This is a genomic window from Sorangium sp. So ce406 (assembly GCF_051474675.1).
Classification (GTDB): Bacteria; Myxococcota_A; Polyangia; order Polyangiales; family Polyangiaceae; genus Sorangium; species Sorangium cellulosum_G.
In genome coordinates this window covers 6,831,632-6,853,768 of the sequence record NZ_CP150340.1, presented here as the reverse complement: position 1 = coordinate 6,853,768, position 22,137 = coordinate 6,831,632, and the positions used below count along the sequence as shown (strand labels likewise).

14 protein-coding genes are annotated in these 22,137 nt (G+C 75.6%); 11 read left to right on the top strand and 3 right to left on the bottom strand.

Going from position 1 to position 22,137, the window contains the following annotated elements; all coding sequences use genetic code 11:
• The first annotated feature begins 1 nt into the window (after position 1).
• Positions 2–469, top strand: a complete 468-nt coding sequence (locus WME96_RS25320; protein WP_437284162.1) for a hypothetical protein — start codon at positions 2–4, stop codon at positions 467–469.
• Between the two features lie 30 nt (positions 470–499).
• Here WME96_RS25320 and WME96_RS25315 read toward each other — a convergent pair whose 3' ends face one another.
• Positions 500–1,651, bottom strand: a complete 1,152-nt coding sequence (locus tag WME96_RS25315; RefSeq protein ID WP_437284161.1) for a hypothetical protein — start codon at positions 1,649–1,651, stop codon at positions 500–502.
• Between the two features lie 187 nt (positions 1,652–1,838).
• Between WME96_RS25315 and WME96_RS25310 the strand changes: the two genes are divergently transcribed.
• The 7 genes from WME96_RS25310 to WME96_RS25280 all read left to right on the top strand — a co-directional run bounded on the left by WME96_RS25310 (position 1,839) and on the right by WME96_RS25280 (position 11,267).
• The gene (locus WME96_RS25310) at positions 1,839–2,636 is read left to right on the top strand and encodes an N-formylglutamate amidohydrolase (protein ID WP_437284160.1); all 798 of its coding nucleotides are present in this window, start codon (positions 1,839–1,841) and stop codon (positions 2,634–2,636) included.
• Between the two features lie 196 nt (positions 2,637–2,832).
• Positions 2,833–5,271 carry a type VI secretion system Vgr family protein gene (locus WME96_RS25305; RefSeq protein WP_437284159.1) on the top strand — a complete coding sequence of 813 codons (2,439 nt, stop codon included), beginning with the start codon at positions 2,833–2,835 and terminating at the stop codon, positions 5,269–5,271.
• A 6-nt stretch (positions 5,272–5,277) separates the two neighbouring features.
• Positions 5,278–7,947 carry a DUF2169 family type VI secretion system accessory protein gene (locus tag WME96_RS25300; protein ID WP_437284158.1) on the top strand — a complete coding sequence of 890 codons (2,670 nt, stop codon included), beginning with the start codon at positions 5,278–5,280 and terminating at the stop codon, positions 7,945–7,947.
• Entirely contained in the window at positions 7,944–9,017 is a 1,074-nt protein-coding gene (locus tag WME96_RS25295; protein ID WP_437284157.1) for a pentapeptide repeat-containing protein, read from the top strand. The genes WME96_RS25300 and WME96_RS25295 overlap by 4 nt, the downstream gene beginning before the upstream one ends.
• Positions 9,018–9,104: 87 nt before the next feature.
• Complete coding sequence (locus WME96_RS25290) at positions 9,105–9,824, top strand: DUF3540 domain-containing protein (RefSeq protein WP_437284156.1); 720 nt, start codon at positions 9,105–9,107, stop codon at positions 9,822–9,824.
• Between the two features lie 52 nt (positions 9,825–9,876).
• Positions 9,877–10,269 carry a DUF4150 domain-containing protein gene (locus tag WME96_RS25285; protein WP_437284155.1) on the top strand — a complete coding sequence of 131 codons (393 nt, stop codon included), beginning with the start codon at positions 9,877–9,879 and terminating at the stop codon, positions 10,267–10,269.
• Entirely contained in the window at positions 10,266–11,267 is a 1,002-nt protein-coding gene (locus WME96_RS25280) for a hypothetical protein (RefSeq protein WP_437284154.1), read from the top strand. The genes WME96_RS25285 and WME96_RS25280 overlap by 4 nt, the downstream gene beginning before the upstream one ends.
• 79 nt (positions 11,268–11,346) lie before the next feature.
• On the opposite strand, the gene WME96_RS25275 is transcribed toward WME96_RS25280, so the two are convergent.
• Entirely contained in the window at positions 11,347–11,934 is a 588-nt protein-coding gene (locus WME96_RS25275) for a superoxide dismutase (protein WP_437284153.1), read from the bottom strand.
• 199 nt (positions 11,935–12,133) lie between these two features.
• On the bottom strand, positions 12,134–12,703 hold the full coding sequence (locus WME96_RS25270) for a MarR family winged helix-turn-helix transcriptional regulator (RefSeq protein ID WP_437284152.1): 570 nt from the start codon (positions 12,701–12,703) through the stop codon (positions 12,134–12,136).
• Between the two features lie 423 nt (positions 12,704–13,126).
• Between WME96_RS25270 and WME96_RS25265 the strand changes: the two genes are divergently transcribed.
• Genes WME96_RS25265 through WME96_RS25255 form a run of 3 tightly spaced genes read left to right on the top strand, consistent with a single transcriptional unit; the run spans position 13,127 to position 22,059 of the window.
• On the top strand, positions 13,127–19,942 hold the full coding sequence (locus WME96_RS25265; protein WP_437284151.1) for an SDR family NAD(P)-dependent oxidoreductase: 6,816 nt from the start codon (positions 13,127–13,129) through the stop codon (positions 19,940–19,942).
• The gene (locus WME96_RS25260) at positions 19,939–20,673 is read left to right on the top strand and encodes a 4'-phosphopantetheinyl transferase superfamily protein (protein ID WP_437284150.1); all 735 of its coding nucleotides are present in this window, start codon (positions 19,939–19,941) and stop codon (positions 20,671–20,673) included. Before WME96_RS25265 ends, WME96_RS25260 begins: the two co-directional genes overlap by 4 nt.
• Positions 20,674–20,703: 30 nt before the next feature.
• Complete coding sequence (locus tag WME96_RS25255; protein WP_437284149.1) at positions 20,704–22,059, top strand: SDR family oxidoreductase; 1,356 nt, start codon at positions 20,704–20,706, stop codon at positions 22,057–22,059.
• Positions 22,060–22,137 lie beyond the last annotated feature (78 nt).

Below are 22,137 nucleotides of genomic sequence, written 5' to 3'. Positions count from 1 at the left end.
CATGCAAGCTCAACTTCGTCTGCGCTACGCCCTGTTGCTCGCGGCCGCGGGATGCCAGCCCGAGGCACGCGCGGAGGTCACGGCGGCCCACGCGCCCGCGAGCGCGGAGCTCACCGCGGCCAGCCCAGGTCCCCGGCCGGCGGCCGCGCCCGGGCCGCCGGTGAGCCCGGCGGCCGCGGCGCCCGGCCCTGCCCGGCGCGCGAGCGCGACGGGCGCTGCCGGCGTCTGCGAGCGCCTGTGCGCCACATCGCAAGCGCTCGGGTGTTTGCACGCGGATCAGTGTCTTGCCGCCTGCGCGGCCATGCAGGCCCAGGCGCCTTGCAGCGCCGAAATGCAGGTCGCTCTGGCCTGCTTCGCGCGGCAGCCGGCGAGCGCCTGGGCGTGCGGTGAAGACGGGGTGCCCTCCGTGAAGGAGGGCATCTGCGACGCCGAACAGGAAGCTTACGTTCGGTGCGTGGAGCGCTCCTAGCGGCGCTCCCTCGACGCCTCGGGTCGGCGGTCATCCAGAAGCGGGCTTCTGACGGCGACCCTCCGGGCGCTTCGCGGCCCGGCGCGGGGCAGACGTGCTGCCCGGCAGCCTGCCGCTGCCCCGCTCGAACAGCTTCTTCTCGTACCAGGGCATCGTGGAGCGCGCGCGGACGGCGTAGGCGAGCGCGATGGCGCCGAGGAGCGGCAACGCGACGTAAGCGGCGGAGTGGGCGGTCACGTCGGGGCCGATTGCGCTGGAGGCGGTCCACGAGCGGACATAACGCGCCTTCAGCCGCTCGACCCCGCGGAGCCGGCCAAAGGTGGCATGGGGCACCTCGTCCGAGAAGAGGACGCCGTCGGCGGCCTGCATCGTGACCACGAATCGGGGGTTGTCGCTGTCGCGGTCTTCCTGCTCTCGCAGCTGCGTCACGCGGACATCCACCGTCTCACCGAGCCAGCGGCGCGCGTGGAAGCCCGCGAACACGGCGTTGAACGCGAGCGACGCGACCACGGCGGCGACGGCCCACCGCCGGTGGAACGCCGCCCTGCGCGCGAACCGCTGGTCGAGCGGCTCGGACGAGATGAGCATCGGCTGCCCGCGCCGGGGCACGAGCACGTGCCCCAGCGCCTCGTCGCGGTAGGCCTGGGCCGGCGCCTCGGGATCCGGCGCGCGCCGGAGCTCGCCGAGCGCGAAGACCTTCTCGCCGGGCATGATCTCGGCGACCCGGATGCGCCGGGTGAGATCGACCCGGATCATGCCGTCCAGCGCGTCGACGAGCATCACGTCCTCGCCCGGCTCCACACGGACGAGCGCGCCGGAGGCGTGGCGAAGATAGAAGGGGTGGACGCGGACCTTGCGGCCCGTCTCGACCCACTGGTGGCTCCAGACGCCGGAGCTCTCGGACTCGGTCCCTTCCTGCTCGACCTCGACGCGCACGGCGACGTCCGCCCCCTGCGCCCGCTCGACCGTGCCCACCACGACGGCCTCGCCGGGCGCGAGCGCGGCGTCGCCCTTGAGCGAGGCCTCGGCCCGCGCGGCGGCCCGGCGCTGCCGGCGCGACAGCCGGAGCGCGATCGCGGCGAGGACGAGCAGGCCGGCCGTCGCGACGGCATCCACCAGGACCGACGACATCCCGGGGTCCAGGTGATAGCGGCTCACGAGCAGCCACAGCCGGTGTCCCATGGCGCGCCATGAGAGCGCAATCCGCGGCGCCCGTGCGAAAAACCCGGCGCCGGCGCCGTCTCCTCGCCGGCATTGGGGCCTCGCCGGAGGGCGCCGCTGTCCGGCGATCCCGGCGGGGGGCGCCGGACCCTTGCCGTCCCGCGCGCCCCGCGCCTACACCCGGCCGCGCCCACCTCCCGGAGGAACGATGTCCGCGCCGCCGCCTCCCTTCCGCGTCCACGAGCCCGGAGCGCCCGGACCGATCGTCGTCGAGGTCCCGCACGCGGGGCTGCTCGTGGACGAGGCCGCGGCGCGCTTCACCCGCGTGCCGGAGCGCGCCCTCGCGGCGGACGCGGACATCGCGGCGGACGCCCTCTTCGGCGACGCCCCGCTCGAGGGGGCCGCGCTCATCGTCGCGACGCTGAGCCGCTACGTCATCGACCTCAACACAGCCCCGCGCGTCCCCACGCCGTACGAGGACAAGCTCCCCTACGGGCTGCGGGAGGTGCGACGGCGCTCCGCCAGCGGCGAGCAGTGGCTCGAGAGCCCGCCGCCGCGCGCCGAGGTCGAGCGCCGCGTGCGCGACGTGTTCGAGCCGTACCACGCCGAGGTCGGCGCGCGCCTCGCGGCCGCGCGCGCGCGCCGCGGCGTCGCGATCCTCGTCTCGGCGCACGCGTACCCCGACGTCCTGTTCCCTGGCGCGGCCGACGTCGTGCTCGGCACGCGGGGCGGCGCGTGCGCGGCCGGCTGGGCGCGCGACGCGGTCGTCGAGGTCGCGCGCGCGCACGGCCTGTCGCTCGCGCTGGACGACCCGTTCCCCGGCGGCCACGCCCTCGAGCGGCACGCGCGCCCAGGCGACGGGGTGCACGCGCTCCAGATCGAGATCTCCCGCCGGCTCTACTGCGACGCGCGCGACCTCGCCCCGCGCCCCGAGGACGTCGCGCGCCTCCGGCGCTTCACGCGCGGCGTCCTGGTCGCGCTCACGGCCGCGTCCGCCGCGCGGTGAGCCCCCCGCGCGCCCAGCGGCCGCGCGTGTCGTCGAACCGTCACCGTGCTGAGACATGCGGCGCAGGTGTGTGTTTATCCCATGCTGGATCCACCTCATCCGCCGCGCTGTCGGCGAACGTGCGCATGTTGACGCCGTGACGCGAAGCACGGACATTCCGCGCTCGGCACCAAGGCCAGGGACGGGGAGGCTCTCCATGCGCCACGACGGATTTTCGCTCACGTGTTCGGCGCTCGCCGGCGTCACGTTCATCGGTTTCCGGGGCACCGAGCACGTCTCGCAGCCGTACGAGTTCGAGCTCTTCTTCTCGGTCCCCGCGAACACCGACGTGCGCAAGGCGGTGGGCGAGCGGGCGACCGTGCGCGCGACCCGCGGCGACGGGAACGAGCCGTTCGTCCTGCATGGCGTCCTCGCGAGCGTGCGCCTGCTGCACCAGAACGCCGAGCGCGCGCTGTACCAGGCGCTGCTCGTGCCGAAGCTCTGGCTCCTGCGCCACTTCTGGCGCAGCCACGTCTTCACGAACCAGCCGGTCAAGGAGTTCCTCGCGGCCACGCTCCAGAGCGGCGGGCTCGCGGCCAGCGACTTCCGCTTCTTGATCGACGAGGGGGACTACCCGGTCGAGGAGTTCGTCGCGCAGTACCGGGAGACGCACCTCGCGTTCTTCCACCGGTGGCTCGAGCGCGAGGGCCTCTACTACTTCTTCGAGCACCCCGACGACGGATCGAGCGAGGTGCTCGTCGTCGTCGACGACCGCGGGCTGCACGACGATTTCCCGGGCGGCGGCGCGGTGCGCTACATCCCCCTCTTCGGCGACGACGTGACCGCGCCGCCGGGCCTGAACCACCTCGAGCAGGACGTCCAGTGGCTCCCGAAGACGGTCACCATCGCCGACTACAACTACGCGAACCCGTCCGCGTCGGTGAGGGGCGAGAGCAGCATCACCGCGAACGGGCTGGGCGCGATCCGCGAGCACGGCTACCGCGTCTTCGTGCAGAGCGACGCCGAGCGCCTCGCGCAGGTGCGCGCGCAGTCGATCGGCTGCCGCGAGGTGACCCTGCGCGGGAGCGGCGACGTGCTCGGCCCGCGCGCCGGGTACCGGTTCTCGCTGGAGGACCAGCCGGGCGACGTCGGCGAAGAGTGGCTCGCGCTGGAGGTGCACCACGCCGCGTCGATCGCCGCGATCACGCCGGAGATCGCGCGGCTGACGCGGCTCTCGGACAGGCAGACCTACGGCGTCAAGCTGCTCGCGATCCCGGCCGACGCGCAGTTCCGCGCGCCGCAGACGACGCCCTGGCCGCGCATCTACGGGTTCGAGAACGCCGTCGTCTGCGGCCCCGCCGACAGCCAGTACGCCCAGATCGACGCCGACGGCCGCTACCTCGTCCGCTTCGAGTTCGACACGAGCGGGCTGCCCGACGCGCGCGTCTCGACGCGCGTGCGCATGATGCAGCCCCACGGCGGGACCACGGAGGGCTTCCACTTCCCGCTGCGCAAGGGGACCGAGGTGATGATCGCCTTCCTCGGCGGCGACCCGGACCGGCCCTTCATCGCCGGCGTGGTGCCCAACGCGCACCGGCCGAGCGTGGTCGGGGAGCGCAACCACAGCCAGAACATCATCCGGACCGGGAGCGGCAACCAGCTCGTGCTCGAGGACGAGCAGGGCAAGGAGTTCATCTTCCTCCACACGCCGAACAACCGCACCGGCATCTACATGGGGACCCCGAGCGCCGGCCACGGCGCGGTCTACACGGGCGACGGCGAGACCCAGGTCGGGTCGTTCCTGTCCCCCGAGAACGCCGACCCGGCCATCGCGGGCAGCAGCCTCGTCAGCGTCGCGTTCAGCTACCTCGAGACGACGGCGGCGAACGGCGGATCCTGGATCGGCGGCGACTGCTGGGAGAACGTCGGCGGGAACAAGTCCAGCATGGTCGTGGGCAACCTCTGGGCGGGCGTCGGGGCGACCTACACGCTCCAGGTCACCGGCGCGGCGACGGAGACGTACTACGCGACGCGCACGACCACGATCAAGACGGGCCGCGTGGACACCGTGGAAGCCGGCGGCATGAAGCAGACGATCACCGGCGGGATGGAGCTGACCATCACGAGCGGCGGGATGAAGCACGACGTCCACGGCACGTACACGCAGACGATCGAGCCGGAGGGCTCGTCGACGGTGACCGGGCCGTGGAAGCACAAGGTCACGGCCGAGAACTTCGACGACTACAAGAGCTGGAAGACGGAGGTCGCCACCACCTGGGGCGGCCACTTCGGCGGGGACGTCGACCTGTCGAGCGACACGAACTTCGTGATCAAGGCGCCCAACGCGAAGATCACGGCCACCAACCTGAAGCTGGATGCGAAGGTGGCGACGTTCGACCTCACGCCGAACAAGCACGAGCTCTACGTGTACAAGGGCGCGAGCGGCCTCATCAAGACCGACCACGCTGCGCTGTACCAGACGCTGTACGGGGTCAAGCTCGAGCTCGTGGGGATCAAGCTCGACTACATCGGGATGGACAAGAAGGCCGCCGCCATGAAGCTGGTGGAGGCCGGGCTGATCCTCGCGCTCAGCGGCTCGGCGAACGTCAGCACCGCGCCGATCAAGGTCAGCTCCGCCTTCGTCACCAAGATCTGAGCGCCGATGCGAGTCGTCAAACCCCTCAAGGTGCCGGTGCTCACGCGGGTCGTCGAGATCGCGCGGCGGCTCAGGTTCCACGTGGGCGCCATGGTCGCGTTCCCCCTCGACGCGCCGCGCGCCCTGCTCGACGAGATGACCTTCTGGCAGGCGGCGACCGCGGCGCTCGGCGGCCTCCCGCTCGACGACGGCATCGCGAAGGCGCGCGGCGAGCTGCTCGTCGCGGGCCGGTGCCACGCCCCGGAGGGCGGGCGCGTCGCCGCGTCGTTCGTCCGCGCGCGGCTCGGCTCCATCGACAAGCGCCTGGCCGTGCTGGGCGACCGGCACTGGACCGGCCACGGCTTCACCGAGCCGGAGCCGTTCTCGGAGATGCCCATCGACTGGGCGCACGCGCTCGGCGGGCCGAAGGATCCGGCGAACCCTTACGGCAAGGGGATCGAGGAGGTCGAGCGGGGCGGGCAGCGCGTCCGCCCGCTCCCGAACGTCGAGCACTACGGCGCGCTGATCCGCTCGCCGTCGGACCGCCCGGGGCCGGCGTGCTTCCTCCCGATGGACGTGACGTTCGCCCAGCGCCGCGCCCGCGCGGGCACATACGGCGCGGACTACGCCGAGAGGTGGGCGCCCGGCCTGCCGCCGGACGTCGATCCCTCGTTCTTCAACGTCGCCTCGAGCGACCAGTGGAGCGCCGAGCCCTTCCGGGGCGACGAGGCGTTCCTCGTCGAGAACATGCACCCGGCGCGGCCGCGCATCGAGGGCGCGCTCCCCGGCCTCTCTGCGCGCGTGTTCGTCACCCGCCGCGACGCGGGCGGCGAGGTGTTCCAGGAGCTCCCTGTCCGCTGCGACACGGTGTGGCTCTTCCCCTCGGACAACCTCGGCGTCGTGATCTTCCACGGCGCGACGCCCGTGGCCGAGGACGACGCCGCGGAGATCGTCGACCTCGTCGTCGCCTGCGAGGAGATCGGCGGCCCCCGGCCGATCGAGCACTACCGCGCGGCGCTCGCCCGGCGGCTCGACAAGGACCGGGGCGCGATCGCGGGCCTCAGCGACAGCGATCTCATGCCGCCGCGCGAGTCCGGCGTGGCGGCGAACATCGCCGGGTTCGACATGATGCAGTGGATGAAGAGCGAGAACCTGGCCGCGCGGAACCAGCGGCGCGGCGCGGAGCGGGCGCGGGAGCGCCGCCGCCAGGACCTCCTCTCGGACGGCATCGACCCGGCGCGCTTCGGCCTCGACGCGCCGCTGCCGGAGGAGGAGCCGCCCCCGCCCGTCGACGACCTCAACGCGCTCGTCGTGTACCTGGACGCCGCGTCCCGCAAGCTGGAGGAAGAGGAGGCCAGGGCCGCCCGCGCGAAGGAGGAAGCCGAGGCGCGCGCGAAGGCGCAGGCCGCCGCGATGGGCATCTCCGAGGCGGAGCTCCGGCGCGGCGAGGCCGAGGAGGCCTCCGGCGGCCCGCCGGCGTTCTCGGCCCGGGCGCAGCTCGCGCAGTACGCCGAGCTGGCCGAGGCGGGGCGCCGCGGCGGCGTGCCCAACGTGGAGCTCGAGGCGATGCTCGCCGATCCGGCCTTCCACGAGCAGCTGCTCCGCCTGGAGCGGGCCGCGCGCGACGGCTACCGCGGCGGGGCGCACCTCCTGCCCGCGGCCCAGCCGATGACCGCGGAGGCCGCCCAGATGGCGCGCGTCGTCGTCGAGGCGGCGCGCGAGGCGGGCGAGCCCCTCGACGAGCGCGATCTCACCGGCGCGGATTTCCGCGGGCTCGACCTGCGGGGGGTGAGCTTCCAGCGCGCGCTCCTCGAGGGGGCCGACCTCAGGGGCTGCGACCTCTCCGGCGCCGCGCTCGAGGGCGCGGTGCTCGCCAAGGCCGACCTCACGGGCGCGAACCTGACGGGCGCGCGCCTCCGGGGCGCGAACCTCGGCAAGGCGAACCTCTCCGGCGCCGCGCTCGAGGGCGCCGACCTGACCGAGGCGATCCTGATGGGCGCGAAGCTCGCGGGGGCGCGGCTCGCGCGCGCGAGGCTCGAGCGCGCCGACGTCCTGCAGGTGGCGTGGGACGGCGTGGATCTCTCCGGCGCCGAGCTCGTCGCCTGCACGTTCCTCCAGGCGAGCTTCGCCGGCGCGAACCTCGCCGGGGCGAACCTCGAGCGGGCGATGCTGCTCGAGTGCGCGCTCGACGGCGCGGATCTCTCGGGCGCGCGGCTGCACAAGGCGACGCTGATGAGCTGCACGGGGGCGCGCGCGCGCTTCGCGGGGGCGCGCTTCTCCGAGGGGGTCGCCCTCCACAAGAGCGGCCTGCCGGAGGCCGACTTCCGCGACGCCGTGCTCGAGAAGACCTGCTTCCGGACGACGGATCTGCGCGGCGCGCGCTTCGACCGGGCCCAGATGACGATGACCGACCTCTCGGAGGCGGACGCGACGGGCGCGATCTTCGACCAGGCCGTCCTGAAGGGCGCGCTCCTCATCCGGACGAACCTCGAGCGCGCCTCGCTCCGCGGGTGCAACCTGACCGAGGCGATCCTCTCGAAATCGCGCCTGCCCGGCGCCGATTTCACGGGCGCCCAGCTCTGCCGCGCCGATCTCAGCCGCGCGCGCGGCGACGACCGGACGACGTTCGCCGAGGCGGCCGTCGAGTTCACCCGGTTCGACCGGCACGGGGCGCAGGCCGCGGGGGGCGCGACATGAACCGCGACGAGCTGCTCGACAAGATCCGCCACGGCGAGCCGATCCAGGCCGTGGACCTCTCCGGGCTCGATCTGGCGGGCGCGGATCTCTCGGGCGCGGTGTTCGACCGCGTCCGCCTGCCGCGCGCGCTGCGGGGCGCGCTCATCAAGGAGTCGACGTTCACGGAGTGCGACCTGTCGGGCGTGGACGCCGCGGGGGTCGATCTGCACCTGACGACGTTCTTCCAGAGCCGCCTCGACGGGGCGACGCTGACGGGGGCGAAGGTCATCGGCGCGAGCTTCGTCGAGTCGACGCTCGAGGGCGCGGGCCTCGCGGGCGCGGAGGCGCAGGTCGCGACGTGGACGAAGTGCTCGCTCGCGCGCGCCTCGTTCGAAGGGGCGAACCTCGACCGGGCGAACCTCATCGAGGTCGCGGCCGGCGGGGCGGATCTCTCCCGCGCGAACCTCGAGAAGGCGACGATGTACAAGCTCGACCTGCGCACGGCGCGGCTCGACGGCGCGAACCTGACGCTCACGACGCTGCTCGAGTCCGAGCTCGGCGCGCGGGCGTTCCAGGGGGTGAAGCTCTTCCGCACGCAGTTCATGCGCGGCAGCGTCGCGGGCTCGAGCTTCGCGGGCTGCGACGCGACGCAGTGCAACTTCACCGGGGCCGACGTCTCGGGCTGCGACTTCTCCGACGCGATCCTGACGCAGGCGCTCTTCGGCGAGGCGAACGCGGCGAGGGCGCGGTTCCCGCGGGCGATGCTCCGGAACGCGATCCTCGAGCGGGCCGCGCTCGCGGAGGCCGACCTCTCCGGCGCGGAGCTCGTCGAGGCGTACGCCGCCTTCGCCTCGTGCCCCGGCGCGCGCTTCGTCGGCGCGAAGCTCGCGTATGCGGATTTCTCGCACTGCGATCTCACCGGCGCGGATTTCTCGCAGGCATCGATGTTCCGCACGAAGCTGCACCGCGCCCGCCGCGACGGCGCGCGGGTGCCGGGCGGGGCCGGCTGGCTCGGCGACGACGACAAGCTCGCCGCGATCGAGGACTGGAAGCCGCGGCGCGGCGGTGAGCGCGATGCGCAGCGCCAGTGAGCCGTTGATGTTCCCCGTGAACGCCGCGAAACTGGCCAGGCGGCGCGCTTGCCGTCGAGGGGCGGAGCCAGGCCGAGGAGATCCGAGATGCAGAGCACGGCGTCCCGCGAGCCTGTGAAGGTGGCACACGACGACAGCGCCGAGGAGGACCTCCTCGCCGCGGTGGATCTGCCGGCGCCCGGCGCCTCGCCGCCGCGCGCGCCGTCGCTCGAGACGGGCGTCGTCCGGGGCGCGGCGTCGGGGCTCCTGGTCGAGCTCGGCGGCGGGCCGGTCCTCGCGCGGCGCGCGAAGAGCTGCCTCACGGCGCCCGACGCTGGCGATCGCGTGCTCTGCGCGCTGGACGGCGATCAGGTCTTCGTGCTGGCGGTGCTCGAGGGCGAGGCGGGCGCGACGACGCGGATCGTCGTCGAGGGCGACCTGAAGGTGCAAGCGACGGGGCGGCTCGGGCTCGGCGCGGGCGACCAGATCGAGATCGCCGCCGCGAAGGAGGTGGGCCTGTTCGCGAGCAAGCTCCAGGTCCGCGCGCAGGCGGCGGTGGCCGCGATCGAGGAGATCGGGCTCGTCGGCCGGTCGCTCGACGCGCACCTCCAGAAGGCGGTCGTCGTCGCCGAGCGCCTCGAGGCGCGCGCCGACCGCCTGGTCCAGCGCGCGAAGCAGGCGTTTCGCTTCATCGAGGCGCTCGAGCAGGTGCGCGCGGGCGTCTTCGACGTCCGCGCGGAGGGCCTCGCGGCCGTCCGTGGGGAGAACACGATCGTCGCGGCGCGGACGCTCGCGAAGCTCGACGGCGAGCAGGTCAAGATCGGCTGAGGCGGCGCGCCGCGCGGCGCCGCGGACGCCAGGGAAGACGAGGGGAGAAGCGATGCTCGCGAAGACGACCGCAGGGGGGATGTGCCTGGCGTTCCCCGACGTGTGCATGACGCCGACGCCGGCCCCGGTGCCGGTCCCGTACCCGAACATCTCGCTCCATCCGATGAGCGTGGCCTTCGTGCCGAACGTGCTCGTCACGTGCGCGCCGGCGCACAACATGCTGACGGTCGCGCCGCTCACGATGGGGGACAACCCGGGCGTCGCGCTCGGCGTCGCGTCCGGGATGGTGATGGGGCCGTCGCGCAACGTGACGGCGGCCTTCACGGTGATCGTCGGCTGCGCGCCGATGACGCGCCTGACGAGCCTCTCGCTGCAGAACAGCACGAATGCGCTGGGCATGGCCATCGTGCCGAGCGTCACGACCGTCCTCGTGCTCTCTCCGTGAGCGTCGCGCGCTCGACGCCCGAGGTGGACGTGGCAGCGCGCGAAGGGGGGCCGCTCGCCGAGGCGCTCGCGAAGCTCGACGAGGCGATGCGCCCGCCGCGGGCCAGTACGGTCGATCCGGAGCGGCGCCGCGTGGCGGTCCGGCTCGCGGACCTCGTGCGCTGCGAGGACGACGAGCTTCCGGCCTTCGCCCGGCGGCACCTGCCGGGCCGCACCGTGGAGGAGCCGGCGCTGCGCGACGCGCGCGAGCTGCTCCTGACGATCGGGCGCGTCCTCGGTCCGGAGGCCGAGAGCGCCGAGGCGCTGGGGGTGCTCCAGGACGTGCACCGCGCGCTGGAGGAGCGGCTGGAGCATGCGAGGCAAGCCGCGGCGCGGCGCGAGGCGGAGGCTGCCTCCGCGGCGGAAGCAGCCGCGGAGGAAGCTGCCGCGGCGGAGGCGAGCGCGCCGGCGCTGTTGGGGTCGCTCGCGGAGGCGAGCGCGCCGGCGCTGTTGGGGTCGCTCGCGGAGGCGAGCGCGCCGGCGCTGTTGGGGTCGCTCGCGGAGGCGAGCGCGCCGGCGCTGTTGGGGTCGCTCGCGGAGACGAGCGCGCCGGCGCTGGCGGGGTCGCTCGTGGAGACGAGCGTGCCGGCGCTGGCGGGGTCGCTCGCGCCGCTTTCTCGGCCGGGCGGGGTGCTGCCGTTCGTGTCCGTGCCGGCGTCGGCGCCCATGCCCGTGACCCCAGCAGCCTCAGGTGTGGCCGCGCCCGCATGCGGGGACCCCGTCAGCATGCGCTCGCCGCCTCCGCTCACGCTCAACCAGTACGCCGGCCTCGTCGTCGCGTGCGAGCTGTACCCCGCCTACGTGGAGAGCACGCACGCGCGTTACGGAGTCCCGACCCCCGCCGCGCGCGCCGCCCTCGACGCCTTCTGGGCCGCCCGCCTCGCCGCCGACCCGGCCCTCGCCCAGCGCTGGCCGGAGCTCTGCGAGGCCGCGCGCAGGTACTTCCTGCAATCGCGCTGAACGCGACCCTGGCCGCCGCCTCGCTTCCGGGCGGCCTCGCGGCGCGCGGCGAGGCGGAGCTCCCTTCCTCCGGCGCGAGCTACCGCGCCGCGCGGAGGTTCCTGGCGACGGCGTCCCAGCTCACGAGCCTGTCGAGGAACACCTCGAGGAAGCGCTGACGGTTGTTGCGGTGATCGAGGTAATAGGCGTGCTCCCACACATCGCACGTGAGGAGCGGGGCCGCGCCCGTCGTCAGCGGGGTCTCTGCGTTCGGCGTGTCGACGATCTTGCCCTTGCCGCCGTCGAGCACGAGCCACGCATATCCCGAGCCGAAGCGCGCGACGCCGGCCGCGATGAAATCGCCGCGGAACTTCTCCCAGCCGCCGAGCCCCGCGATGACGTCGCCCACGTCGCCGGAGGGCGGAGCGCCGCCGCCGCTCGGCCTCATGCCCTCCCAGAAGAAGGTGTGATTCCAGACCTGAGCTGCGTTGTTGAACACCGCGCCAGAGCTCGCGCGGATGACGTCGACAAGGCTCCCGCTCGCCTCGGGCTTGCCCTCGAGCAGGCTCTTGAGCTTGGCCATGTAGCCCTTGTGGTGCTTCTCGTAATGAAACTCGAGCGTCTCCCGGCTCATGGCCGGCTCCAGCGCTTCCTTGGGGTAGGGGAGCGGTGCCACCTCGAAATTCATCCTGTCCTCCTTGTCTCGTTGCTGCGCGCCGCGAGGAGGCCCGCGCCCGGCGACTCTCGAACCCGCGGCGCTGCCCGTCAATCCGCGCAGCCCTCCCCCACGGGCGCGCGCCGCGGCGCCGGAGGTGCCCGCACGCTCCGGCGCGGCGCGCGTCAGCCCGGGCGGCCGATCGACAGCGCCGCGGCGGCGCCGGCGCGCGTCAGGTCGCCTTGCGCTTGCCCGGCCGCGCAGGCTTCGCCGCTGGCTCGGCCTTCGCCGCCGGCGCAGGCTTCGCCGGCCGCGCAGGCTGCGCCGGTCGCTCCGACGCCCTCTCGGTCCGCGTGGCCATCTCGACGACGCGGCCGAGCTCCTCGCGGAGCGCGTCGGCCTGGACGGCGCCGAGCTGCTCGCGGACGTGCTTCTGGGTGCGCTCCCAGGCCGGGAACGCCGCCTCGATCGCGCGCTCTCCCTGGCGCGTCAGGAGGATCATGCGGACGCGCGCGTCGTCCGGCGCGCGCGCCACCCGGAGCAGGCCGGCCTTCTCCAGCGGCACGAGGTTCCTCGTGAGCGTCGTGCGATCCATGACCAGCCCGTCCGCGAGCGCGCTGAGCCTCACGCCCTGCTCGCCGCACGTCGCCACCGCGACGAGCATCGTGAGCTGCGTCGCCTGGAGCCCCAGGGGCCGCAGGCTGTCGTCGTAGAGCCGCGTCAGCGCGCGCGACGCGCGGCGCACGCGCACGAGCGCGCACTGGCTCGCGATGGTCCTGGCTGCGGACGCGAAATCAACCACAAAAGTGTATATACACTGTCGATCGCAAGTCCGTCAAATCGACCCGTTCCGGACTGCTTGACATCTGTACAGGTGCAGGTACACCTATCTCGTCAACGCGGCGCGGCTTCATCGGCCCGGCGCGCTGGCTGCGCGTCGCGCCCCGGAGGCCGCGGCGCGCGCTGACGACGCGCTCTGACGACGATCGAACGGTCTGCCGGCCTTCCCGGCCGCGGTGGCGCCGCTGCGCGCGCCCGCGGCCCCGGGGCGCGGCCGGCGGCCGTGCGCTCGTCGTCAGCGCGCGGTCGTTCACGTTGTTACGTGTAGGTACACCTATTTGACGGTCCGAACGGCGCAGCGGTGAGCGTCGCACGAGACGTCGCGCCCGCGCGCGGCGCCGGGCGTGCGCGACGCCGCGCGCGGCGGACCTCCAGGAGACGGTCCATGGAGGCGTTCTTCGTCGTTCCTTACTGCGTGAAGTTCGAGGACAGCATGGCGTACGGCAGCCATCACTACCTCACCAACTTCCGCTTCCAGTGCATCGCGCGCGAGACGCTCTACTTCGCCGAGGCCGCTGACGGCTCGCTCCCCCACGAGGACGATCGCGCCGCGATCCGGCTGCTCACCGCCGAGGGATACAGCCGGAACCTCGCGCCGGTCCGCGTGGGTGAGCGCGTCGCGATCTTCATGACCCTCGGCGCCGTCACGCGCTCGAGCGCGTACGGCTACTTCCGCACGGTCCGCTTCGACGGCGAGCCCGTGGCGTGCGGCTACCAGCGCATCGTCGCCGTCGCCGCGGCGAGCGACGAGCTCGCGCCGCTGCCCCGATCGGTGACGATGCACGCGGGGTCTCTCGACGAGCGCCTGCCGCACCCGCGCTTCGTCGAGCTCGCCCTGCGCGGCGGCTCCGCGCTGCGCGAGCTCTTCCCCGAGCGCCTCCTGCGGCACGCCGTCGAGGTCGCGCGCGGCCCGCTGCACGCGTCGCGCCCGCACCACAAGGCGTGGGGGGCGGCGGACGAGGCGGCGCCGGAGGGGGCGCGCGCGGGGGGAGGGGAGGCGGCGCGGGACGGCGAGGCGGCGCGGGGCGGCCGCGCGAAGGTCGCGCTGCTCCTGCCAGGCCAGGGCTCGTTCGATCTGCGGCTCCTGCGCGCGCTCCACGCGCGCTTCGCGGCCGCCCGCGAGGCCGTCGACGCGGCGGAGCCGGCGGCGCGCGCGCTGCTCGGCGCGTCGCTCGCGGCGCTCGTGGCCGGCGACGAGGCGGAGGCGCGGGCCGCGCTCGAGGCGTGCCCGGACCTCGATCAGCTCGGCATCCTCGTCCAGGACCACGTCGCCGTCGCGCTGCTCCGGTCCGCCGGGCTCGCCGCGGACGTCGTGGCGGGGCACAGCTTCGGCGAGATCGCCGCGCTCGCCGCGGGCGGCGCCTTCTCCCTCGCGACCGCCGCCGAGATCGTCGGCCAGCGGGTGCTCGCCCTCCGCGGCGCGCCGCCCGGCCGGATGCTCGCGGCCCACACCGGCGCCGATCGCCTGCGCGACGAGGTGAAGGCGCTGGGCCGGGACGACGTGTTCGTCGCCGTGGTCAACGCGGCCGACCAGGCGGTCGCCTCGGGGACGGTGGACGGCATCGCGGCGCTCGAGCAGCGGCTCGCGGCCGCCGGCGTCCGCGCGACCGTGCTCGCGAGCCGCCGCGCCTTCCACTCGCCCCTGCTCGCGCCGGCGGTCGGCCCGTTCGCGGGCGCCCTGGCGCGCGCCGGCGCGGCGCGGCCGGCGCTGGCCACGTACTCGCCGATCGACCGCGTCTACCACGGCGAGGGGCCGCTCGCGCCCGCGCGCCTGCTCCCCATGCACCTCGTCACGCCGCTCGACTTCGGCGCGGCGGTGCGCGACCTCCACGCGGCGGGCTGCCGCACGTTCGTCGAGTGCGGCGGCGGCAGCGCCCTGACCGCGCTCGTCCGGCGGAACGCGCCCGCGGAGCCCGGCCTGCGCGTGATCTCGACGTTCCGCGCCGGCGAGGACGTCGTGGCCGAGCACCGGCGCGTCGTCGAGGCGCTGCGGGCCGCGGGGCACGCGCTGACGGAGGTCGCGCCGCTCCCGGTCGACGCTCCCCGCGCGGGCGCTGGCGCGGCGGCGCCGAGCGCCGCCACGCCGGCGAGCGCCGCAGCACCGTCGGCCCCCGCCGCGAGCCCGCCGGGCGACGGCGCCGCCCCGGCAGCCGCCGCCCCCATCGCGATCGTCGGCATGGGCGCGGTGCTCCCGGGCGCCGGCGGCGTCGAGGCCTACCTCGCGCAGCTCCGCGCCGGCACCTGCGGGATCGTCGACAGCGGCGAGCGACACCCGGAGCTCGCGACCGACTTCCTGAGCCCCGGCGGCCGCGTCGCCGACAAGACCTACAGCCTGCTGACCGGCACCGTCGACGCGCTCGGGCCGTACGCCGCCGAGACCGGGTACGACGCCCGCGCCCTCGAGCGGCTCCCGAAGACGGCCCGCATGCTGGCCTGCGCGCTCGCCGAGGCCAGGTCGCGCGCGGCCGTGCTCCGCGACGGCGCGCCGCTGCGGATCGCGTGCCTGCTCGGGTCCACGGCCGACGGCTCGATCGAGCACGACGAGGCGACGCTGCTGCTCGGCGTCGAGCGGGCGCTCGCCGGCCTCGCCGCGGACGCGGCGGACCGCGCGGCCGTTGTCGACGCGCTCGCGGGCGAGCTCGGCCTCGACGCGGAGCGGCGCGCGGCGTGCCGCGGCCACCTCGAGCCGCTCGCGCGCGTCGTGCGCGACGTCGTGGGCGAGGGCGCGCGCACCGTGGTCGTCGACGCGGCCTGCGCGTCGTCGATGCACGCGGTGCACCTCGGGGCCGCGATGCTGCGCCGCGGCCTCGCCGACGTCGTGATCGCCGGCGGCGCCTACCAGCCCGGGCCGACGAACGCGTGCCAGTTCTCGCAGTTCGGCGGCCTCTCCGCGACCGGCAGCCGCCCGTTCGACGCCTCCGCCGACGGCGTCGTGTTCGGCGAGGGCGCCGCCGTCGTCGTCCTCGAGCGGCTCGACGACGCTGCGGCGCGCGGCGACCGGATCGACGCCGTGCTCCTCGGCAGCGGCCTGTCGAGCGACGGCCCGAGCCCGTCGGTCACGGTGCCGCAGAGCCGCGGACAGAGCCTCGCGATGCGCCGCGCCTACGCGCGGGCGGGCGTCGCGCCGCGCTCGGTGCAGTACGTCGAGGCGCACGCCACGGCGACGCCGGTCGGCGACGCCACCGAGTTCAAGGCGCTCGCCGAGGTGTTCGCCGGCGACGCGGGCGCGCCGCGCATCGCCCTCGGCAGCGTCAAGTCGCTGCTCGGCCACACCGGCTGGACCGCCGGCGTCGCGTCGCTCATCAAGGTCGTGCTCGCGATGCGGGAGCGCACGCTCTTCCCGCAGCACGGGTTCCAGGCGTCGAGCGCGCGCATCGACCTCGAGGGCTCGCCGTTCGCCATCGCCACGGCGGCCGCGCCGTGGACGACGGAGGGGACCGCCGGGGAGGGCGCCCCCCTGCGCGCCGCGCTCGACAGCTTCGGCTTCGGCGGCACCAACGCCCACCTCATCGTCGGGGAGCACCGGCCCGGGCACGCCGCCCAGCGATCTCCGGCGCGCTCCGCCGCGCGCCGCGCGCTGTGCGTCGTCGGGCTCGGGGCCGTGTTCCCCGGCGCGGGCGGCGCGCCCGCGGACGCGCCCTCGGAGGTCCTCGCGTTCGACGAGCGCGCGCTGCGGCTCCCGGCCGGGGCGCGGGTGCTGCCGGACGCCCTCGAGGCCATGGACCCGGCGCAGCTCCTCGCGGTGATGGCCGCCGAGAAGGCGCTCGCGGCGCTGCCCGCGCGCGACCTGGCCGAGCGCGTCGGCGTCGTCGTCGGCCACGAGGGCAAGACCCGCCGCGGCGCGCGCGCGAACGAGCGGATCTTCGGCGACCGCGTGGCCCGGGCGCTCCGCGCGCGCGGCGTGAGCCCGGCGCTCGCGGGCCGCGTTGTGGAGGCGCTCCGCGCGGGCTCGCCCGCGACCGGGCCGTACACGCAGCCGGGCAACATGCCCAACATCATCTCCGGGCGCGTCGCGAACGTCTTCGGCCTGCGCGGGCCGAACTTCGTGGTCGACACCTCCGCGACCTCGCTGCTCGACGCGCTCGCGGCCGCGGATCTCGTGCTCGACGACGACTGCGAGGTCGTGCTCGCGGGGGCCGTCAACGCGTTCAGCGACGACGTCGCGCGCGGCGCGTCCGCGACCGACGACCCGCGGCCGGTGGGCGAGGCGGCGTTGCTCGTCGCGCTCTGCACCGAGGACACCGCCGCGCGCCACGCCTGGCCGGTCCTCGCGCGTCTCCAGGTCGCCGCCGATGCGGCCGAGGGCGGCCTCCCGGGCCGCGCGCTCGCGGCCGGCGGCGCGCTGCGCCCGGGCGCGCGGCTGCGCGGGGCCGAGGGCGTGGTCGAGCTCCACGCGGCGATCCAGGGCGCGCGCGCGCACGGCGCCGCGGTCGTGCGCTGGCCGTCGGACGCCCGCGCGGTCGAGGTCGCGCCTCCGGGCGACGTCCGGGTCTCGCCTTCGAGCGACGTCCAGGCGGCGCCGCCCCGCGAGACCCCCGCCGCGCCCCCCGCGGCCGCTCCGTTCGCGCCGGCGGCCGCGCCCGCGGGCTTCACGACGGGCACGCCCATCCAGGTCTTCGTCCCCCGGATCGCGCCCGCGCCGGCGGCCGGGCCCGCGGCGCGCGTCCCGTCGCGCGTCGTCCACGTCTGCACCGACGCGGCCCTCGCGGCGGACGTGCGGCGCGCCGCGCCCGCCGGATCGCGCGTCCTCGCGCTCGCCGTCGAGGAGGCCCCGGCGGCCGGGCCCGACGGCGCCGGGATCCCGTCGCTCGACGGCCGCGACGAGGCGCGGCTCGGCGCGTCGTTCGCGGCCCTCTCCCCGGACGACGTCGACGCGGTCGTCGTGGTCACCCGCGCCGCGGACGCGCGCGCGTTCGTCGACGGCGCGCCCGGCGCGTACCGGCCTGCCCTGCGCGCGCTGTTCGGCGCGGCGCGCCGCTACCACGACGCCATCGCGCGCGGCGAGGTGTCCTTCGCCGCCGTCGTCGTCGGGGCCGTGGACGCGGCCGCGCGGCTCGCGCCGCTCACCGGCGCGGTCGGCGGCTTCGTGAAGTCGCTGGCGCGCGAGCTGCCGGGCGGCGACGTGCGGGTCGTCCACACCGACGCGCGGGACGCCGCCGCGGCGCTCCGCGCGCTCTCCGACGAGTGGCGGCGCGCCCGGCCGGCCGTGCCCGAGGAGGTGGTCGATCTCGGCGGCGCGCGGCACTCGGTCCAGCTCGCCCGCGCCTCGTCGGCGTCTCCCGCCGCGACGCCCCCCGAGCGCGCGCTCCCGCCTCTCGGCGCCGATTCGGTCGCGCTCGTGACGGGCGGCGCGCGCGGGATCACGGCGCAGTTCGTCGAGGGCCTGCTCGAGCGCTTCGGCTGCCGCGCCGTGCTCCTCGGCCGCTCGCGGCTCGAGGACGCCCCGCCGCGCACGCTCGCGATGACCGACGCCGAGTTCGACGCGTACGAGCGGGATTTCTACGCCGAGTCGCTGCGCGCCGAGCGGGGCGTGAAGATGGCCGCGCTGCGCGAGCGCTACGGGCGCATCCGGGCGGCGCGCGAGGCGCACCGCGTCCTCTCGCACCTGCGCGGGCGGGGCGGGAGCGTGGACTACCACGCCGTCGACGTGACGCGCGGCGAGGACGTGGACCGCGCCGTCGCCGCCGTCGCGGCGGCGTACGGCCGGGTCGACCTGGTCGTGCACGGCGCCGGCATCCAGGTGTCGAGCCGGCTCACGTCGAAGTCGCTCGAGCTGTTCGAGCGGATCGTCGACACGAAGCTCGCCGGCCTCTCCCACCTCCGCCGCGCCCTCGCGCGCCACCTGCCCGACGCCCGCCCGCACGTCCACCTCGTCACGTCGGCGTTCAGCGCGCTCGGCAACGACGGGCAGCCCGACTACGGCGCCGCCAACGAGGCGATGAACCGCGCCGCCGCGTGCCTCGCGGCCGAGCCGGACGCCGGCCCGTGGTCCACCATCGCGTGGCTCGGCTGGAACGGCGTCGGCATGACCGCCGGATCCGAGTACAGCGCGCTCGGCGCGGCGCGCGGGCTCCGGGGCATCGAGGCGGAGGAGGGCCGGCGCCTCTTCCTCGAGCTCGCGGCCGAGCGCCCCGTGGGCGCGGCCCAGGTCCTGCTCACCGACAGCGAGATCGAGCGCTTCGCCCCGCGCATCGCGGCGGCGGGCGCCGCGGTCATCGCCCCGGCGGGCGCGCCCCCGCGCACCGCGGCGGCGAGCGCCGCGACGGGCTCGCCCGAGGTCGCGCCGAGCCGCACGTGGACGCTCGATCCGCGCGTCGACCCGTGGCTCTCCGACCACCGGGCGCGCTCGAGCGCGGTCGCGGCCGGCGCCTTCCTCGTCGAGCTGGCCGTCCGGCACGCGCTCGCGACGGCCGCGGAGGGCGCCGCGGTCGTCCGCGAGGTCCGCGACGTGCGCTTCCGCGAGTTCCTGCGCCTGCCCGACGACGCCGCGCGCGACGTGCGCACGGTGACCGCGCGCCGCGAGCGGCTCCCGGGCGGCCGCGTCGCGTGCGCCGTCGAGGTGCGCGGCGACTTCGTCCACCGGTCGGGCGTCGTCCTGCGCCCCGACATCGTCTTCGCGACCTGCGTCGTCGAGCTCGGCGCGATCCACGTCCGCCGCGACGGCCTCGCGCCGAGGCACGCCGGGCGCGTCGAGGGTCCCTCGGTCCGCGACCCGTACGCGAGCCTCGGCGCGCCGGTCCGGCACGCGGGCTGGTTCGACCACGTCGGCTCCTTCGTGCTCGGGACGGCGCTCAAGTCCGGTTGGCTCCGCCTCCCGGCCGACCGCGCCCTCGAGCGGCAGCGCGCGGCCGCGACGCCGTTCCTCCTGCTCGACGCGCTCCTGACGCTGGGCACCCTGCGCCGCGACGAGGCGGGCGCGTTCCCTGTATGCGCCGCGGCCGGCGTCGACCGGATCCGCTTCGGATCGGCCGCGAACGACCTCGCGCTCCGTGACGCGGGCGGCCCGGTCCGGCTCCTCGCCGCGGCCCCTGCGGCGGTGGACGACCGCGTCCTCGGCGCGTGGGCGCAGGCGATCGACCCGGCGGGCGGCGTGCTGCTCGACGTGGAGGGGCTCGAGGGGCGCGTCATCGGGCGCGTGGCCGCGGACGTGCGCGCGTTCGTCGACGGCGCGCCGGCCTCGCTGTCGCTGGGGGCGCCGTGACGCCGCCGCTCGCGATCGCCGTGGTGCGGGCGGACGCCGGCGCGGCGGAGCGCCTCGAGCCCTACCTGACGGCCGGCGAGCGCCGCGCGTGCGCCGCCCTGCGCGTCGCCGCCCGGCGGGCGCAGTCCGCGTGCGCGCGGGTCGCCGCGAAATGGCTCCGCCTGGAGCTCGCCGCCGGCCGGAGCGCGCCCCTCGTGGCGCTGGACGCGGCCTCGGTGGAGGCGCACCCGCGCGCGGACTACCTGGCCTGCGCGATCTCCGGCCCTGGCGGCGGTCCGCCGCGCTTCGAGGACGGGGCGCTCGCGCTGTCGCTCTCCCACGCGGGCGACCTCGCTGCGGCCGCGGTCACCGCGGCGGGCGCCGTCGGCGTGGATGTCGAGCGGGTCGAGGCGCGCGCGGCGGCGTTCGCCGACGAGCACTTCACGCCGCGCGAGCGCGAGGCCCTCGCGCGCGGCGCCGCGGCGGGTCTGGATCGCGCCGCCCTCGAGACGCTGCTCTGGAGCGCGAAGGAGGCGCTCTACAAGACGGGGGCGCTCGCGCTGCCGGCGCGGTTCTCGTTCCGGGACATCGACGTCCCGTTCCCGCCGGGGGGCGCGCGCCTCGCGCAGCCCTCGGTCCGCTCGTTCTCGCTGCGCGCGCGCGGCGGGCAGTTCTTCGGCCGGGCCGTGCTGACCGGTGCGTTCGCGCTCGTCGCGACCGTCCCGGTCCCGCCGGTCGCCGCTCTTGGATGAATGGCACTCAACGAACACGAGGTATCGACGATGCAAGCTCATGATCTTCTCGAACAGGTCCGCTCCGTCTTCGTGCGCATGACGCGCTATCCCGACGAGGTCGTCGTCGCCGACGCCGACCTGGAGCAGGACCTCGGCATCGACTCGGTGAAGCGCGGCGAGATCCTCGCGACGCTGCGCGCGGATTTCGGCCTCCCGGAGGCGCTCAAGGCGACGCCCGACGAGCTGCGCACGGTGGCCAGCGTCAGCGCCTTCCTGGCGCGAACCATCGCGGCCCGCGCGGACGTCGGCAGGCACACGAACGGCCATGCGGAGCCCGCCGGGTACGCCAATGGCCACGCGCAGCCCGCCGGGTACGCCAATGGCCACGCGCAGCCCGCCGGGTACGCCAATGGCTACGCGGAGCCCGCCGGGTACGCCAACGGCCACGCGGAGCCCGCCGGGTACGCCAACGGCCACGCGGAGCCCGCCGGGTACACCAACGGCCACGCGGAGCCCGCGAGGTACACCAACGGCCACGCGGAGCCCGCCGGGTACGCCAACGGCCACGCGGAGCCCGCGAGGTACACCAACGGCCACGCGGTCGCCCCGGCGGCGCTCGCCGTGCAGCGCCCGACGCCGGCCCCTGCGGCCGCGCTCGCGGGCAAGACGGTCCTCGTCACCGGATCGAGCCGCGGGCTGGGCCGCGCCATCGCGACGAAGCTCGGGCAGGCAGGCGCGCGGGTCGTGGTCAACAGCTTCCACTCGCGGGACGACGGCGAGGCCGTCGCCGACGAGATCCGCGGCGCCGGCGGCGACGCGGTGCACGTCTGGGGCTCGGTCGCCAACCCCGCGCACATCGACCGGCTCTTCGAGGAGATCGCGCGCGACGTGGGCGAGCTGCATCACTTCGTCAGCAACGCGTCGAACGGCCGGTTCGGCCCGCTCGAGCAGACGACCCCGGAGCACTGGGAGCTGGCGTTCCGCACGAACGTCATCGGCTACCACCTGTGCGCCCTCCGCGCGGCGCGCCTGATGGAGCGGCACGGCGGCGGGCGGATCGTCGCGCTGTCGTCGAACGGCTCGTCGCGGTACCTCGAGCACTTCGGCGCCATGGGCGCCGTGAAGGCCGCTGTCGAGTCGCTCACGCGCGCGCTCGCCGTCGAGCTCGCCCCGCGCAACGTGCAGGTCAACTGCGTCTCCGCCGGGCCGATCTACGGCCACGTGACCAGCAATTACCCGGATCACGAGCGGATCCTCCCGTACTGGGAGTCGCGCACGCCGGGCGGCCGGCTCTGCACCGAGGAGGACGTCGCCGACGCCGTCCTGCTGCTCCTGTCGGACGGCGCGCGCAGGATCACCGGCGCGACCCTCACGGTCGACGGCGGGGGCTCGCTGTGCATCTGACGGCGGCGACGGTCGGCGCCGGCGTGCGTTCGCCCTGCGCCAGCGTGGCTTCAGCTCGCGTGTGCCTGGGTCAGCTTG

Bases quoted from the DNA above. Each gene is read 5' to 3' on its own strand.
- WME96_RS25310 (WP_437284160.1), top strand. From the start codon at position 1,839: ATGTCCGCGCCGCCGCCTCCCTTCCGCGTCCACGAGCCCGGAGCGCCC.
- WME96_RS25315 (WP_437284161.1), bottom strand. From the start codon at position 1,651: ATGGGACACCGGCTGTGGCTGCTCGTGAGCCGCTATCACCTGGACCCC.
- WME96_RS25305 (WP_437284159.1), top strand. From the start codon at position 2,833: ATGCGCCACGACGGATTTTCGCTCACGTGTTCGGCGCTCGCCGGCGTC.
- WME96_RS25300 (WP_437284158.1), top strand. From the start codon at position 5,278: ATGCGAGTCGTCAAACCCCTCAAGGTGCCGGTGCTCACGCGGGTCGTC.
- WME96_RS25295 (WP_437284157.1), top strand. From the start codon at position 7,944: ATGAACCGCGACGAGCTGCTCGACAAGATCCGCCACGGCGAGCCGATC.
- WME96_RS25285 (WP_437284155.1), top strand. From the start codon at position 9,877: ATGCTCGCGAAGACGACCGCAGGGGGGATGTGCCTGGCGTTCCCCGAC.
- WME96_RS25265 (WP_437284151.1), top strand. From the start codon at position 13,127: ATGGAGGCGTTCTTCGTCGTTCCTTACTGCGTGAAGTTCGAGGACAGC.
- WME96_RS25275 (WP_437284153.1), bottom strand. From the start codon at position 11,934: ATGAATTTCGAGGTGGCACCGCTCCCCTACCCCAAGGAAGCGCTGGAG.
- WME96_RS25255 (WP_437284149.1), top strand. From the start codon at position 20,704: ATGCAAGCTCATGATCTTCTCGAACAGGTCCGCTCCGTCTTCGTGCGC.
- WME96_RS25320 (WP_437284162.1), top strand. From the start codon at position 2: ATGCAAGCTCAACTTCGTCTGCGCTACGCCCTGTTGCTCGCGGCCGCG.
- WME96_RS25290 (WP_437284156.1), top strand. From the start codon at position 9,105: ATGCAGAGCACGGCGTCCCGCGAGCCTGTGAAGGTGGCACACGACGAC.